Annotated in this window: 15 protein-coding genes and 1 riboswitch; of the genes, 10 read left to right on the plus strand and 5 right to left on the minus strand. The window is 38.2% G+C overall.

Annotated elements, in window-relative coordinates; genetic code table 11:
- Window positions 1–19: 19 nt before the first annotated feature.
- Complete coding sequence (locus HUV91_RS09840; protein WP_174493275.1) at window positions 20–475, minus strand: GNAT family N-acetyltransferase; 456 nt, start codon at window positions 473–475, stop codon at window positions 20–22.
- 54 nt (window positions 476–529) lie between these two features.
- A riboswitch (cobalamin riboswitch) is annotated at window positions 530–737 on the plus strand.
- A 35-nt stretch (window positions 738–772) separates the two neighbouring features.
- Here HUV91_RS09840 and HUV91_RS09845 point away from each other — a divergent pair.
- From HUV91_RS09845 to HUV91_RS09860, 4 genes are all read left to right on the plus strand, one after another.
- Window positions 773–2,617 carry a TonB-dependent receptor plug domain-containing protein gene (locus HUV91_RS09845; RefSeq protein ID WP_174493276.1) on the plus strand — a complete coding sequence of 615 codons (1,845 nt, stop codon included), beginning with the start codon at window positions 773–775 and terminating at the stop codon, window positions 2,615–2,617.
- Window positions 2,618–2,716: 99 nt separating this feature from the next.
- Window positions 2,717–3,295 (plus strand): cob(I)yrinic acid a,c-diamide adenosyltransferase, encoded by a 579-nt coding sequence (locus HUV91_RS09850; RefSeq protein WP_174493277.1) that lies wholly within the window; start codon window positions 2,717–2,719, stop codon window positions 3,293–3,295.
- Between the two features lie 200 nt (window positions 3,296–3,495).
- The gene (locus HUV91_RS09855; protein WP_174493278.1) at window positions 3,496–4,218 is read left to right on the plus strand and encodes a glycerophosphodiester phosphodiesterase; all 723 of its coding nucleotides are present in this window, start codon (window positions 3,496–3,498) and stop codon (window positions 4,216–4,218) included.
- A 340-nt stretch (window positions 4,219–4,558) separates the two neighbouring features.
- Complete coding sequence (locus HUV91_RS09860; RefSeq protein WP_130074208.1) at window positions 4,559–5,722, plus strand: acyl-CoA desaturase; 1,164 nt, start codon at window positions 4,559–4,561, stop codon at window positions 5,720–5,722.
- A gap of 93 nt (window positions 5,723–5,815) precedes the next feature.
- On the opposite strand, the gene HUV91_RS09865 is transcribed toward HUV91_RS09860, so the two are convergent.
- Window positions 5,816–6,193, minus strand: coding sequence for a hypothetical protein (locus HUV91_RS09865; protein WP_174493279.1), 378 nt, complete (start codon window positions 6,191–6,193; stop codon window positions 5,816–5,818).
- A 78-nt stretch (window positions 6,194–6,271) separates the two neighbouring features.
- Between HUV91_RS09865 and HUV91_RS09870 the strand changes: the two genes are divergently transcribed.
- The 3 genes from HUV91_RS09870 (at window position 6,272) to HUV91_RS09880 (ending at window position 8,855) form a co-directional block, all read left to right on the plus strand.
- Entirely contained in the window at window positions 6,272–7,714 is a 1,443-nt protein-coding gene (locus tag HUV91_RS09870; RefSeq protein WP_174493280.1) for a protein adenylyltransferase SelO, read from the plus strand.
- A gap of 132 nt (window positions 7,715–7,846) precedes the next feature.
- A complete protein-coding gene (locus tag HUV91_RS09875) occupies window positions 7,847–8,443 on the plus strand; it encodes a L,D-transpeptidase family protein (RefSeq protein ID WP_174493281.1) in 597 nt (198 codons plus the stop codon).
- Between the two features lie 31 nt (window positions 8,444–8,474).
- Window positions 8,475–8,855 (plus strand): MmcQ/YjbR family DNA-binding protein, encoded by a 381-nt coding sequence (locus tag HUV91_RS09880; protein ID WP_174493282.1) that lies wholly within the window; start codon window positions 8,475–8,477, stop codon window positions 8,853–8,855.
- A 4-nt stretch (window positions 8,856–8,859) separates the two neighbouring features.
- Here HUV91_RS09880 and HUV91_RS09885 read toward each other — a convergent pair whose 3' ends face one another.
- From HUV91_RS09885 to baeS, 3 genes are all read right to left on the minus strand, one after another.
- On the minus strand, window positions 8,860–9,165 hold the full coding sequence (locus tag HUV91_RS09885) for a hypothetical protein (protein ID WP_174493283.1): 306 nt from the start codon (window positions 9,163–9,165) through the stop codon (window positions 8,860–8,862).
- Window positions 9,166–9,398: 233 nt separating this feature from the next.
- The gene (locus tag HUV91_RS09890) at window positions 9,399–10,085 is read right to left on the minus strand and encodes a response regulator (protein WP_111861215.1); all 687 of its coding nucleotides are present in this window, start codon (window positions 10,083–10,085) and stop codon (window positions 9,399–9,401) included.
- Window positions 10,086–10,113: 28 nt separating this feature from the next.
- Complete coding sequence (baeS, locus tag HUV91_RS09895; protein WP_174493626.1) at window positions 10,114–11,760, minus strand: sensor histidine kinase efflux regulator BaeS; 1,647 nt, start codon at window positions 11,758–11,760, stop codon at window positions 10,114–10,116.
- A gap of 136 nt (window positions 11,761–11,896) precedes the next feature.
- Here baeS and HUV91_RS09900 point away from each other — a divergent pair, with 136 nt between their 5' ends.
- The 3 genes from HUV91_RS09900 (at window position 11,897) to HUV91_RS09910 (ending at window position 16,730) form a co-directional block, all read left to right on the plus strand.
- Window positions 11,897–12,484: a hypothetical protein gene (locus HUV91_RS09900; protein WP_174493284.1), complete on the plus strand. Its 588-nt coding sequence runs from the start codon at window positions 11,897–11,899 to the stop codon at window positions 12,482–12,484.
- A 487-nt stretch (window positions 12,485–12,971) separates the two neighbouring features.
- A complete protein-coding gene (locus HUV91_RS09905; RefSeq protein ID WP_174493285.1) occupies window positions 12,972–14,774 on the plus strand; it encodes an acyl-CoA dehydrogenase C-terminal domain-containing protein in 1,803 nt (600 codons plus the stop codon).
- A gap of 174 nt (window positions 14,775–14,948) precedes the next feature.
- The gene (locus tag HUV91_RS09910) at window positions 14,949–16,730 is read left to right on the plus strand and encodes an acyl-CoA dehydrogenase C-terminal domain-containing protein (protein ID WP_174493286.1); all 1,782 of its coding nucleotides are present in this window, start codon (window positions 14,949–14,951) and stop codon (window positions 16,728–16,730) included.
- Window positions 16,731–16,764: the final 34 nt, after the last annotated feature.

The following is a 16,764-nucleotide window of genomic DNA, read 5'->3' on the forward strand; positions in this document are numbered from 1 at the left end:
GCAATTTAAATAAAAGTGCTTAAGCATGTTTATGTAAATAAATAAATTCTAAATCATTGTGAATTCTTTGGCTTTTGAATATTTGATAACCTAGTTTCTTATACAATTTTAAATTATCAATACTCTTATGTCCTGTATATAATTCATAGCGTTTACAATTAGTTAGTTTTTCTATTGTCGATAATAGTCGGCTACCAATGCCCATCTTTTGAAATTTAGGATGAACAATTAATCTGCCTATGTATGTAGTTTCTTGATCAACATAAGCTCGAACTGAACCTATAATTTCTTGTTCAAGAATAGCAACTAATATGACATGGCTTGTAAATTCTGCTTCTAATTCTAAAAGAGTTTGAGTTAATGGAGGAATAGTCCAATCTTGATAGAGTTTTGCCTCACTTTGATAAGCAACTTTTTGTAATTCCAAAATATATTGGGCATCAATAATTTCTGCCTCACAAATTTCAATATTCATCACAGTTCCTAAAATTTATTTTTTACATTGTTTAAACAAACATCTAACTTTATACTTCGCACAAATATAACAAGCCTATAGCTTTGGCTTTGGGAAGTTGGTGCAAATCCAACACTGCCCCCGCAACGGTAATAAAGAATCTTATTTCATTTAAATGTTTAAATTTAAGCCACTGTACTTCAGTATGGGAAGGTAGAAATAAGAGGAATGTCAAACATTCTATATTTAAGTCCGGATACCAGCTTGTTGTGCCTTTCAACTCAATCATTCACGTGGGGTGAATGTATGGAGCATATCATGTCTACTTTTTTTAAACCTACTGCGCTTGTAGGTGCTGTCGCTGCTGCGATGGGGATTTCTACTACTGTTTTTGCGGCAACACCAACAACTCAAGACATTATTACCTTAGACCCTGTCGTCATTACAGCAACACGTGCTGAAGCAAAAGTGAATGAAGTCCCTGTACGTATTAGTGTCATTGACCAAAAAACGATTCAACAGTCTCCAATTGCAGATTTAGGTCAATTATTGCAACGTGAAGCGGCTCTAAATATTGTACAAAGCGGTGGTATTGGTCAACAAACATCTGCGTTCATTCGTGGTACAAACTCAACACATGTGTTGTTTTTAAAAGATGGTGCAAGTCTAAATACCGCATTAGATGGTGGTGCAAGTATTCCCTATATTGATTTAAGTGATGCAGGTCAAATTGAAGTCTTAAAAGGCCCTGCTTCTGTTCAATATGGTACAGATGCCATCGGTGGGGTGATTAATGTCCGTTCAGCAATTCCAACCAAACCCCAGTTTTTCGTCACAGGCGAAATGGCTGAAAATAAGACTTATAAAACTGTAGTTGGTGCAGACTTCGCTCAAGATGGTATCTATGCGCAAGTTCGCAGCCAACGTCTTGAGAGTGATGGAACAACCGTCACCAATAAAGATAAAAATCGTGCATCTTATGACCAAAAAGGCTACAGCGCTAAAGTGGGCTATGAACAAGAACAATATGGTGCTGCTGTCAGCTTAAGTGAGAATAAAGGGACCAATGTTTACTATGGTGGTGCTCAAGATTTCTTTAACCGTTTAATTAATGTCAATGGTCGCTTTAATTTCACGCCTGATTTAATTTTAAATGCACGTTATTCTAATTTTAAAGATGAGTTAACAGGGAAATCATACCTGAGTTATTTCAACACAGAACGTAACGAAGCTGATCTCAATTTACGTTGGAAATTTAGCGAACATCAAAATGTATTGATCGGTGCTTCATTAAATAATGCAGATATAGAAAGCTTATCAATCATTGGAAAATCTAAAAGTCTAGACTCAGTCGGCTATTATGTTCAGCATCAATATGATCATGCAGGTGTTCATACCCAAGCTGGGGTGCGTGTAGAAGACAATGATCAATTTGGAACACATACTGTGGGGCAACTTGCTGGGCGGATCCAAATTGCACCATTAACCAGTATTTATGCAAACATTGGCAGTGCATTTAAAGCACCTACAGGGAACCAACTGTATTACATTTACGAAGATACGCAATGGGGCAATACCTATGGCAACCCAGACTTGAAACCTGAAAAAAGTCTTTCTTATGAAATAGGACTTGATCAAAAGCTTGCTTATGGCTTATCAGCTTATACGTCTATTTATCAAACTAAAGTAAAAAACTTGATCGAATACACATATGGATATCCTGATTCAACCTATCAGAATGTCAGCAAAGCCAAAATGACAGGTGGTGAAGTCGGTTTGAAATGGAATCAAGATGATTTATTTTTAACCACTGAATATGCTTATGTGAAAACAGAAAATGAAGACACAGGTTACGAATTAATTCGTCGTCCTCGCCAATCTTTCACGGTAACAGCAGGTTTAGAAAATCAAACCTATGGAATCAGTACATCGGTGATTGCGAAGTCGACATCGAAAATTTCAAATTCAGCCAATTCAGCAACACTACCTGGGCATGCAACTGTAGATTTAAATGCCTATTGGAATATCAGTCCTTACGCTAAACTGTTCACAAATATTAAAAACATGGGTGATGTGAAATATAAAACTGCAAACTATTATGCAGATGAATATTACATTAACTCAGGACGCCAAGCGTCTGTTGGTGTGACATTTAAATACTAAGATGCTTTAAGCTTAGACAAAAACTTTTGAGGATAATGCCATGATGAAGGCATTATCCTTTTTAATGTCATTGAGTTTTAAAACTTTCAAGGAAAAATTATGGGACACCGTTTAAGTAAAATCTATACGCGTACAGGTGATGCAGGCACCACAGGTTTAGGTGATGGCTCTCGTGTTGCAAAAGATGACTTACGCATTGCAGCTTTGGGCGATGTCGATGAACTCAACTCCATTGTGGGTGTTTTACGTTCCCAAATTGCACTCAGCACAATTGAGAAAAAAGCAGATTGGGACAAATCTTTAAGCCTGATTCAACATTGGCTATTTGATTTAGGCGGTGAAGTATGTATTCCAAATTACAACTTACTACAACCGATTTGTGTGGAATTTCTTGAACAAGACATTGACCGTATGAACGAAGACCTGCCAATGTTAAAGGATTTTATTTTACCAGCAGGCACAATTGTATGTAGTTATGCCCATCAAGCACGTGCTGTATGTCGCCGCGCAGAACGCAGTTTGATGACCGTGCATACACGTGATCAAAATATTCAAGCAACCGCTTTACAATTACTGAATCGTTTATCGGACTGGTTCTTTGTCGCATCACGCACTTTACAACGAGCGGAAGGCGGTAGCGAAGTACTATGGCAAAAAAATATTAATGAGACGATTTGATCAAAAATTGATATAAATGAGATGGAATTATTTATAGCAATCCTCTCCCTAGCCCTCTCCTTTTAAAAGGAGAGGGAACCTCCATTATAAATTCAATATAAATGACAACCCGACATACAAGAAATTTAATCATCTCTATTGAATATTTTGGGCAGAACAACAATCATCTTTCTTGTTAGATTGACCAAACAGGGCTCATTATGAAAATTATCGGACATCGTGGCGCACGTGGCGAAGCACCAGAAAATACCTTGGGGGGATTTCAATACATCCATGACTTAGGTATTCGTGCGGTTGAGTTTGATGTACGCCAACTCAAAGACGACGAACTCATCATTATGCATGATGATAATTTTTTGAGGACTACAGGCGTTGAACAAGCACTATATCCCCTAAAAAGTACCGAGTTGGACACCTACAACCAAGCACATATTTGGATGGATTGGGCAAAACAAGTCACGCCTACACTGAAACAATCACTCCAGATCATGCAAGACTTTGAACATATTGAAGTGGAAGTGAAAGCAGTTGAAACAGAAGCACAAGCTGAAAAATTAACTTTAGAATTACAACGCCAATTACAAGGTTTCGAACACAACGCGGTGATCACCAGTTTTGATCTGAAAATTCATCACGCTTTAAAACAACAAGGTACCCAATTTAAACAAGGTTTACTCATTGAAAAGGACATCGGTGAACGTGCAATTGAACAAGCGCTTGATCTTAACTGTGTTCAAATCGGTTGGATGGATCAACTTGCTCATGATGACATCATTAAAAAAACGCAAGCGGCACAACTCAACATCAGTGTATGGACAGTCAATGACATTGAGCGTGCCAAACATTTACGTGAACTAGGCGTTCAAGGTTTAATTACCGATTTTCCTAAAATGATGCAAATAGCCCTACAGCAAAAGCAATAATGCCGCATTAAAATTGTGGATTTTTGTTTTTATTTTATTTAAACCCCACAAATGAAATGTAACTTTATATATAAAATCAAAAAATAAGCGAAGTTTCATGCACATTTCCCACACATAAATTAACTTAAATTTGCACAAACTTCGCTGTTTCTTTTTTCCGATTAATCCCATCAAAATGATGTTTTATTCTGTTACTGTTTCGTACAATACAGTTGTACAATAATGCTAGTGAATAGCTGTTATAGCATGTTAAAATTCACCCATTACAGCCCTATAAAAAGTCGTTGGCTGTATCATATTTTTACCTCATACTTTAAGGTTCTTAGGAGTGCTGTTGGAGATGAATGCTCCCCTACCCAAAGCCCCAATTAACTGGATCGGTGTATTTGCGTTAGTTTTTTTACCTATCGTCGCACTGATCGCCATTCCTTTATATGCTTGGCATCATGATTTCAGTACTGCGGCGTGGATCAGCTTATTCGTACTACTTGGTTTAAGTAGTTTAGGTATTACTGCCGGTTACCATCGTTTATGGGCACATCGTGCTTATGAAGCGACTGTGCCGCTTAAAATTATTTTAATGATCATGGGGACTTTTGCCGTTCAGAACAGTATTTTGTTTTGGGCTTCAGGTCACCGTACTCACCATCGTCATGTCGATGATGTTGACCAAGATCCATATTCGATTAATAACGGTTTTTGGTATGCACATATCGGTTGGATGTTACGTAACTATCCTGCCTCAGAAGCCAATTATAAAAATGCACCAGATTTACTGAATGACAAAATTGTCATGTTCCAAGACAAATATTACATCCCATTGGTCATCATCGTTCATGCTGCGATTTTATTGCCAATTGGTTGGGCTGTTGGTGATATTTGGGGCGTGTTGTTATTAGGCGGTCTATTGCGCTTAATCTTTAGCCACCATGTCACCTTCTTCATTAATTCATTGTGTCATATGTGGGGCAAACGTCCTTATACAGACGAAAATACAGCACGTGACAACTTTATTCTTGCCATTGCAACATGGGGTGAGGGTTATCATAACTATCATCATATTTTCCAGTACGACTACCGTAATGGTGTGAAATGGTGGCAATATGATCCAACAAAATGGCTCATCTGGACTTGCTCTAAAGTTGGCTTAGCAAAAAATTTACGCCGTATTCCAAGCTTTAATATTAAAAAAGCAGAATTGGCAATGAAGTTTAAATACGCTGAACAAGACTTGGCTGTATATGGACATGATGTGAATGCTGATATTTTGGCAATGAAACAAAAAGTGGCGCAAGAATATGAAGCATTTACCCATACGCTCAATGATTGGGCGAAGTTAAAAGAGCAAGAGATTCAAGCGAAAAAAGCCGCTGTTGCTGAAAAAATTCACCAAATGGATGGCAAACTTAAAGTTGATTTTCAGTTGGTTGAACAAAAACTGAGTTACCATCGTTCACGTTTAGAAACTTTAATGCGCGGCATTAAAAAGAACGTCGTTTCTTAATCTGAATTGACTGAAAAGCTCCAAAATGGGGCTTTTCTTTTGGCTTTTTAAAGCCCTTTCTTCGTTTGATAAAGATAACTGATACAATATTTTTTATCGTAGATTAAGTTGGTTTTGAATTGAAACATATTGAATATCAAAATTGTCATAATATATACCCACTTGATTTAAAGAAATATTTAAAGCATCAAATAAAACTTGAAATGATTGTTCTGGTCTTCTTAAACTTGTAGTATGAATTTGAGTAAATTTTAATGTGGGATGATCAGTTAAAACATGAAGAAAATAATAATCCCGATCTAATTTAAATAAAAAAGCTTTTGATTCCCCCAAACCATCTATAGAACTAGGAATATAACTAAACCCCTTTGCTAATAAAAGAGAATCTAAAGCAATATTAATACTTCCAATCTCGACAATACTATATTTAGCAAAAATAGGGAGTCTATCTTCTGACACTTGTTCAATCATGTTGTCATTCTTTTTAATTTGCACAGCTTATCCTATAACTTTGCTATAGTTTTCACAAAGCCATTGTGATGACCTGTTATGAAATTTAATCCTCGCTACCCATCCCTCAACCCAAAACTCTACCATGAGCAAATGCCCTCACCACTCAAAGGGGCAAAAGCAGGACATTTCAATGAAGCACTTGCGGATGATCTGCAATGGTCTGCGGATGAAAAAGCGCAGTGGGTTGAAATTTGTAGCGGACAAAAAACCTTTGCTGAATTTCACCCTTTGGCAATGGTCTATGCAGGACATCAATTTGGACAATGGGCAGGACAACTCGGTGATGGACGAGGTTTATTGATTGCCCAAGTTTTAAATAAAGAAGGTCAAACCATCGACTTGCATTTAAAAGGTGCAGGCTCAACACCCTACTCACGTATGGGCGACGGTCGTGCAGTACTGCGTTCAGTAATTCGTGAATATTTAGCAGGTCATGCGCTGAATTCTCTAGGCGTACCTTCAAGTAATTCCGTCGGATTCACAACTTCTGAACAAGGCGTACAACGTGAAAAGTTAGAGCTTGGCGCAATGATGCTTCGTACATCTGACTGTCATATTCGTTTGGGACATTTTGAATGGATCAATCAATATCAACCTGAATTACTCAAAGAATTTACCGAAAAATGCATCGAATGGCATTATCCTGAATGTCTTGATGCTGAACAACCGATTCTGGCCTTTGCCACCAAAGTCATTCAAAATACAGCCGTCATGATTGCAAAATGGCAATTGGTGGGTTTTGCCCACGGTGTGATGAATACCGATAATTTAAACATTACAGGTTCAACTTTAGACTTTGGACCTTATGGTTTTATGGAGCGTTTCCGCCCGAATTGGATCAACAATCACAGTGATTACAATGGTCGTTATACCTACCAAAACCAACCGAGTATTGCGCATTGGAATTTATGGAATTGGCTCAACAATTTAATTCCTTTGGCAACACCTGAAAACAAAGAGCAATTTAAACAAGACCTTGCCGCTTGTTTGGAACATTTTGAGCCAACATTCTTAGAACATTATACCCATGGTTTATGTCAGAAAATGGGGCTACCAAGCTTCCATAAAGATAGTTTTGACTGTGCCATGGCATTTTTAAGAATTCTACAAACAGAGCAACTCGACTATACCGACAGTTTTATTCGGTTACAGAACAAACACTATGAAGCCATTAACGATGACTGCTTAGACCGTCGTCAGTTTGAAAGTTTCTTAGCACAATATGAAAGTATTCGAACAAACCAAGACACGGAGCAACTCGATGCAGAAATGCTTAAAGCCAATCCTGTGTATATTTTACGAAATCACATGGCACAAAAAGCGATCGAATTGGCGGAACGTAATGATTTTTCAGAAGTAAATCGTCTGTTTAAATTACTCAGTCAACCATTCAGCAAACAAAGTAATCTGGAAAAAGCTGAAGACTTAGCACCTTTACCTAATGATGTGCCTGAAGTCATGGTGAGTTGTTCCTCATAAATCAATGTTAAATTACCAATGGGTAGCTTGTCCTACCCATTGTCATTCAAGAGAAAATTTAAACAATATCACCACGATATAAGTAACTCATTTTTTATAAAATATTGGTTAAATAAACAAGTTATTTTAACAATGAATAAAAACATTATTTTCTTGATCACCTTGATTATTCTTGCAATTGCAGGGGCTTTTGCTTATCAAAAATATAATCAATATTTACCGACCGCATCACAAGAGATACAGGTTGAAAATTTTTCTACCGCACAAATTCAACAGATTCGCCAAAATACCCCCATAACCGAAGTTAAAGTGTATAAAGCTAAACGCCTAATTAAACTCATGCATCGTGATCAAATCATTCAAAGCTATCCCATGCGTTTGGGCTTTAATCCCATTGGACATAAAGTTCAAGAAGGCGATGGTAAAACCCCTGAAGGACAATATATTTTAGATTGGCGTAATCCGAAAAGTGCATTTTATAAGTCGTTACATGTATCGTATCCCAATGTACAAGACCAAGCCAAAGCCAAAAAACTTGGTGTTTCTGCGGGTGGTGATATTATGATTCATGGTTCTGCAACCACTACACAAGTCAATAAACTCCCCAAACTCATGACCTATTTGCCACAAAAAGATTGGACATGGGGCTGTGTTGCTGTTCGCAATGTCGACATGGATGAAATCTGGAAATTGGTGGATGATGGAACCATAATCACGATTTATCCATAAATAATCTGTGCTTGATATAGGAAATAAAAACATGCATGAAGATGAGATTCAGACATTGGCGATACAGATCGCAGCACAGCTTCCCTTGGCTGAACTCAGCTATCCTTTTGGTGAAGATGTTCGTGTTTTTAAAGTCATGAATAAAATTTTTATGATGAGTTTTAAACATGCAACTCAGAAAATTATTAATCTCAAATGTACGCCTGAACAATCTGAAATTTTACGGGATTTATATCCCTCTATTCATACAGGCTATCACATGAATAAACAACACTGGATTTCAATCTATGCCGGTGAAAAAATTGATGCGCAGTTGATCGAAGATTTAGTCAAGACATCGTATCAATTGGTGACAGAGCAACTGACTAAAAAGCAAAAACAAGTACTCGTGATACATTCAACCATTCAATAATTTTTTAATTTACAAGGTGTCGAATGAAAGAAATCACAGTACGAATTAAAAAAACAAAAATATGAAAAAAGCCTTCAATAAACCACTGATCAAGCAGAACTTCTTGTGCTACATCCGACTTCCAGCTTCGTCTTGCTTGTGAATATGGTGCAATAAAATAAGTCAAAATAAACAAAATAATCATAACAACAAGCAAAATATAATGCTGCAAACCTGTACTCAAAAATGCGATTAGACAACCAAAAGCAGAAAGAAAAAACAGCACTGCAAAAAATCGACGAAGATGGTAATAATCAGAGGTGTTAGACATGTCATTTTTCGATAGATGTTATTCGATTGTGTTACGTTCACAAAAGATCAAGATCAAAACGAGTTCAAAGAGTGAAGTATCATTTTTATAAAATACATGATTCAACGTCGTTTTCATCATATAAATATTGAAATTGATTGTCTGTTTTTTAATTGCTGTTATCAACACTTATACCCAATATCTGTGGATAAACCTGTGTTTATCCACAAATAATGTTTCAGATTGTAACTTTTTTAATCTTCTGGATATTCAAAACGGTAGCCTACACCATAAACCGCTTGTACCCATTCATGACGATTACCTGTTTCCGCTGCCTCTGAAATTTTACGACGTAAGTTCTTGATATGGCTGTCAATAACACGATCAGCAACATCAAAACTGTCTGGATTAATATGGTCTAAAAGCTGTGCACGTGAATACACTTGTCCCACATGCTCTAAGAATAACTCCAATAAGCGGAACTCAGTTGGTGTTAAATTCAACGATTTTTGTTGATACCAAATGCGTTGTTGTGCTTTATCCATGCGGAATAAATTATTTTCCTCAGGCTCTGCTTTACGTTCTAAACGGCGTAAGACAGCTTGCACACGTGCCACCAATTCTTTAGGGCTAAACGGTTTACAGACATAATCATCCGCGCCCATATTTAAGCCCAAAACACGGTCAATTTCTTCTGTACGTGCAGTGACCATAATAATAGGTAAATCAGACTGTTCACGCACTTTACGGCAAATGGTTAAACCATCCATACGCGGCACCATCAAGTCTAAAATCATTAAACTCGGTTTACGTTGCAAGAAGCTATCGTAAGCTTCTTGTCCATCATGAAACATACTGACTTCTAAGCCTGCTGCTTCTAGATAATCTCGCACCAATTGCGCAAGTTCCACTTCATCTTCGACAAGCATAATATGCTTCATGTTGTATTTTCCTCTTTTAACACTTTGTTTATTTTGGGAAAGTTAATTTACAACGCAAACCACCCAATGGAGAATGCTCAAAACTCAACTTACCACCTAAGGCTTGGGCAATTTTACCTGATAATGCCAAACCTAGACCTGTACCACCTGTACTACGTGTCCGAGAATCATCCACTCGATAAAAACGCTCACCAAGTTTTGCCAATTGCTCATCACTTAAACCCAATGGACTATCATCAACATAGATCGTCCAACTTTGTGTATCTTGTACGGTATGAATCTGTACTTCACCACCTGCTTCAGTATAGCGAATACTATTCCCCAACAAGTTCACCATAATTTGTTTAAAACGATCTATATCTAATTGTAATTTTGTACCTTCACCACTAACTTGAATTGATAAATTGGCTTGTTCAAATTTCGGTCTAAAGTTTTCAACTTCTTGCAAAACCACATCCCACGGATCTACGTCAGCAAAATAGCATGTCAGTTGCTGTGCTTCAGCTTGCGCTAAATCTGCCAAATCTTGGGTCAATTTCTTCAAACTGGTAACTTGACGCAACATCGAATCAAAATGTTCAGGTGTTGGTTTTCTAATCCCATCTTGCATGGCTTCGATTTGCGCCTGTAAGACCGCTAAAGGTGTTTTCAGTTCATGTGATGTATCTGCGACCCATTGACGACGTGAATGTTCATGCTGATCCAAGATAACTGCCAACTGATTAATTTCTTTAGACAAATCACCCAACTCATCATTTCGCTTAACGACAACTTGATGTTGATAATTCCCTTGGGTTAACTCACGTGTTGCATGTAACAAACGTTGAATCGGCTTTTTAAAATAAGTTGCTAATAATAATGCTGCAACTAAACTTGCAATCACAGATAAAATATAAATGAGCAGTAAAAAGCGTTTTTGATTACTAAAAAAATTAATACTTAAAGCATCATCCTGATCTAAAACAGGTTTTAAGCCCAAATAACCCACGACTTGATCTTTGACAATAATCGGACGAAATGAGACTTGATCTTCTGATGGCTCACCAATAATGAATTGATGTTTCGCATCATATAAAGATAAACGAGAACTCAAACCTAAACGGTCAGGCATTGAAATAAAACGTTTTTTACCTTCTTGCTTCAAAGAAGATACCGCTGTTTGACTCTTATTATTTTTTTCAACTGGTTTAAAAAAGTTTTGATTAGCACTTAAGGGAAATTTTAAACCTTCAAAAGGTTGATATTCGGAAGGTAAATTTTCTTGCAGCATTTGCAATTCAGCAGGATCAAGTTTTCTTTGATTCATGCCCGAATCTTGGCTGATCTGACTGACTAAAGTATGCTCTTTAAAATAACGCTGTTGCAAGGCAATATCATACTGACGTCGCAACCACCAGTGTGATAATTTATCATAATCATCAGGTGCAGCTTCCCCTTCAATTTGTAAAATTTGTGCCTGAACAGCATTGCCCCAGTCATGGTATAAACCATATACGCTCGCTAAATTTTCAATCAAATGATCAAGTTTTTGCATCTCTACATCTGCAACATATTTCGCGAAATTTTTCTGCATTGTCCAATGCAACACACCCAAACTGACGGTCGTAATCACTAAGGTCGTAAGTAAAACCGTCAAAAATAAGCGTAATGCGATGGGGACTCGGCGTATGTTCAAATTAACTCTCACACATATTCTTCTTTATTATTCATTGTAACCAACCATGTGAAAAAATGCCCTCCATTGTTTCTACATCATTATTATTTAATCTTTAAGCATTGAAAATATTCATCAGATGATTGGAGTAGACACAATGCAAGCCCACACTAAAATCGTACTTGTTGCTGCTAGTATTCTGAGTATGGGGGCATTAACTGCCTGTCAATCGACGTCTAGTTCAAAGCCTGAATATGCTGGGCATATGATGGGACATCATCATGACCGTCAGATGAGTCCTGAACAACGTGCCCACTTCAAACAAATGCGTGCTGAACGTCAAGCTTTTCATGAACAGGTTCAAAAAGCCTGTGATGGTAAAACAATAGGTCAAACGACCCAACTAAAAGCAGGTGACAAAACTGTAGATGGCACATGTAATATGGTGTTTAAAGCAGATCGTAAAGCATTACGTGAGATGCGAAGCGAATTTCGTCAAGACCAAGGCCGTATGATGCGCGATCATCATCGTGGTCAACATCATATGCAACAAATGACCGAAGAACAACGTGCACAATTGCAACAGCAACGTGAACAAAAGCGTACTGAACGTCAAGCTTTTCATGAACAAGTTCAAAAAGCTTGTGCAGGACAAAATAATGGCCAACCTATTCAAGTCAAATTAGGCGAAAAAACTATTACTGGAACATGTGTAGTTAAGTTCCAAGCACAAAAATCTGTGTAACCGATGCAATCTATTCCCCCGATAACAGATATAAAAGCATCATAAAATTTCAAAAACTGTGAGATTAAATCGCCTTTGGGGGCGATTTTTTTAAACTAAAATAGAAAAATGACTGACCTTCAATGAAAGCGTAGTGATCAGCCAAAAATGCCACACTTTTTATGTTTTTTGAGATAAAAGTAAAGCAATTATGTACTGACTAATTTTTTTGAATTCGTCATTCTGACAAACGCATGTTTGGAAATATCTTTTTACGATTTTGACTATTTGTGAACATAATTTCTTTATAAAACTGTTTACACTCAAGGGACTTACAAGATTGATACTATTTTTCTTTGACTTTACAGTCACAGAGAAATCACACAGAAATACTTGTACGTTATTATAAGTTGTTGCACGATGTACATAACAACTATGTGTCGATGAAGACATGCATCGTATTTATTAGGATTATAAATCTGGTTTAACCAGTATTGAGGAAACCGATATGCCACAATACAAAGCACCCTTACGTGATATGCAATTCGTTTTACATGAATTATTAAATGTCGAAGAACACTACGCTAAACTCCCTGCATTTTCTGACACCGTAAGCCGTGAGTTGGTTGACCAATATTTAGAAGCTGCGGCTGACTTTTGTGAAAATGAACTTTCTCCACTTAATCAAGTGGGCGACCGTGAAGGCTGTACATGGAATGACGGTGTAGTAACTACACCAACTGGCTTCAAAGAAGCATATCAAAAATATATTGAACTTGGTTTCCCATCGCTTTCTGTACCAGAAGCACATGGCGGTCAAGGTTTACCTGGTTCATTAGGTACCGTTATTTCTGAAATGGTAGGTTCTGCAAACTGGGCATGGGGTATGTATCCTGGTTTGTCTCATGGTGCAGTACGTACCATTGAACATCACGGTTCTGCTGAACAAAAAGATACCTATTTACCAAAACTTGTGTCAGGTGAATGGACGGGTACCATGTGTTTAACAGAATCTCATGCAGGTTCTGACTTGGGGATTATCCGTTCTAAAGCTGAACCACAAGCAGATGGTAGCTATGCAATCTCTGGTGAGAAAATCTTTATCTCAGCAGGCGAACATGACATGGCTGAGAACATCATCCATATCGTATTGGCACGTTTACCAGGTGCACCGAAAGGCACCAAAGGTATTTCTCTATTCATCGTACCAAAATTCAATGTCAATGCAGATGGCTCTCTAGGTGAGCGTAATGCGGTACGTTGTGGTTCGATTGAACACAAAATGGGGATCCATGGTAATGCTACGTGCGTCATCAACTTTGATAACGCAAAAGGTTTCTTGATCGGCCCTGAAAATCGCGGTCTAAACTGCATGTTTACTTTCATGAACACTGCACGTATTGGTACGGCTGTTCAAGGTTTAACCGCTTCTGAGTCTTCTTTCCAAGGCGCGCTTGCTTATGCGAAAGAACGTTTAGCGATGCGTTCACTTTCTGGCCCTAAAGCACCTGAAAAAGAAGCAGATCCAATCATCGTGCACCCTGCTGTACGTAACATGTTAATGACGCAGAAAGCTTTTGCTGAAGGTGGTCGTGCGCTTGTTTACTTCTTGTCTCAATATGCCGACATTGTCGAACAAGGTGCGACAGAAGAAGATCGTAAATTTGCTGACAATATTTTGTCTTTATTAACACCAATTGCGAAAGCATTCTTAACTGAAACTGGTTCAGAATCTGCAAAACACGGTGTTCAAGTCTTTGGTGGTCATGGCTTTATTTCTGAACATGGTATGGAGCAAATCGTACGTGATACACGTATCTCTTGCTTATACGAAGGTACAACTGAAATTCAAGCACTTGACTTGCTCGGTCGTAAAGTTTTAGGGACTCAAGGTGCAATGTTGAAAGACTTCACTAAGATCATCCATAAATTTATCGAAGCAAACAAAGACAATGCTGAATTAAAAGAATTCTTAGAACCACTTGCTGCGCTGAATAAAGAGTGGGGTGATCTAACCATGCAAATCGGTATGAAAGCAATGCAAAATCCAGACGAAGTGGGTGCTGCAGCAGTTGATTACTTATACTTCTCTGGTTATGTAACACTTGCATTCTTATGGGCTCGTATGGCACTTGTTGCACAAGAAACTTTAGCAGCAGGTACAACCGATGTAGATTTCTACAATGCCAAAGTAACCACTGCACGCTTCTACTTCAAGAAAATCTTGCCACGTGTACGCTCACACGTAGACGTAATTGCAGGCGGTCTAGAGCCTTTAATGACTTTAGATGCTGAACACTTTGCATTTTAATTGATTAAAAAACTGTACCCATGCGTGCAGAAATCGAGAAAGGACAGTCATAGCTTTGATTGTCCTTTTTCTTTATAAATACACATCATCAATCTTTGGTTGAATAACACCATTGAACGCTTTGTTTTAGACTAAGATTGACACGGATTCAAACAAAAAACAGGTGAATGAACTATGCCAATTTATAATGCGCCTCTTGCAGATATGCGTTTTATTCTTAATGATGTTTTTAATGCAGAGCAATTCTGGCAAGCGAACGAAAACCTTGCTCATTTAGATGCAGCAACCGCTGAAGCTATTTTGGAAGAAATGGCTAAATTTGCACAAAATGTTACCCTTCCTTTAAACCGTACAGGTGACGAAGAAGGTGCACACTATGAAAATGGCAAAGTCACTACACCTTCAGGTTTTAAAGAAGCATTCAAACAATATGCTGAAGGTGGTTGGATCGGCTTAGGTGCTGACGAAGAATGGGGCGGTCAAGGCATGCCAAAAATGCTGACTGTACTTGCAGATGAAATGTTATTTGCAACCAACCCATCATTCATGCTCTACCCGCTTCTTTCAGTCGGTGCAGGTATGGCGTTAAACAGCTATGCATCTCAAGAACAAAAAGAGACTTACCTGCCTAAAATTTACTCTGGTGAATGGTCAGGTACCATGTGTTTGACTGAGCCACATGCAGGTACAGACTTAGGCATTATCAAAACCAAAGCTGAACCGAATGCAGATGGTACTTATAACATCACAGGTACAAAAATCTTTATTACAGGTGGTGATCATGATCTTGCTGAAAACATCATTCACCTTGTTTTGGCAAAAACACCTGATGCACCTGCGGGTTCACGTGGTATTTCTCTATTCATCGTTCCGAAATTCATTGTCAATGCTGACGGTTCTCTAGGCGAGCGCAATACTGCAGGCCCGGGTTCCATTGAACACAAAATGGGGATCAAAGCATCTGCAACTTGCGTGATGAACTTTGACGCTGCTAAAGGCTACCTCGTAGGTAAAGAAAACGAAGGTTTAGCGGCAATGTTCGTGATGATGAACTACGAACGTTTATCGATGGGCATCCAAGGTCTAGGTGCTTCTGAATACGCTTATCAAAATGCTGCGCAATATGCGACAGATCGTTTGCAAGGTCGTAGTGCTCAAGGCGTTCAATCTCCAAACAAACCTGCGGACAGCATCCTTGTTCATGGTGATGTACGTCGTATGTTGTTGAATGCGCGTGCAAACAACGAAGCCTCTCGTGCTTTTGCAGTGTATGTCGGTCAACAGCTTGACATCACTAAATTCTCTACAGATGCTGAAGCTGTAGCAGCTGCAAATAACCGTGTTGCCCTGCTTACACCTATCGCAAAAGCCTATTTAACAGATACTGCATTTGATGCTGCAATTGATGCACAAATGGTCTTTGGTGGTCATGGCTTTATCCGTGAATGGGGCATGGAACAATGCGTTCGTGACTTGCGTATTGCACAAATTTACGAAGGAACCAACGGCGTTCAATCACAAGATTTAATTGGTCGTAAAACCATTAAATGCAATGGTGCATTTATTGCAGAATATATTGCGGAAATCCGTGATTTTGCCAATGATCTAGATTCGGACTTAAACTTCATTAAAGATGCAACTTTAGACGTTGCAACTGAAATTGAAGTGGTGACTCAGCGTATTCTTGAACGTGCTAAGGAACATGCTGATTTTTCTAATGCTGTAGCGGTTGATTACTTACATGCAGTTGGTTTACTCAGCTTTACTTATATGTTTGCACGTATTGCTAAAGCTGCGAAAGCGAAAGAAGGTCAATTCTACCAAGACAAATTGGCATTGACACATTACTTCATTCAACGCGTGCTGCCTGACCTAAGCTCACGTATTGCTAAAATCAAATCTGGCGCAGAAGTGATTATGGGCTTTAGCGAAGATTACTTTACTAATCAGGCTTAAGCTCTAAATTTTAAAAAGTTTTAAACTTTGACAA

The sequence above is a fragment of the Acinetobacter sp. Marseille-Q1623 genome (assembly GCF_902809895.1).
Taxonomy (GTDB): domain Bacteria; phylum Pseudomonadota; class Gammaproteobacteria; order Pseudomonadales; family Moraxellaceae; genus Acinetobacter; species Acinetobacter piscicola_A.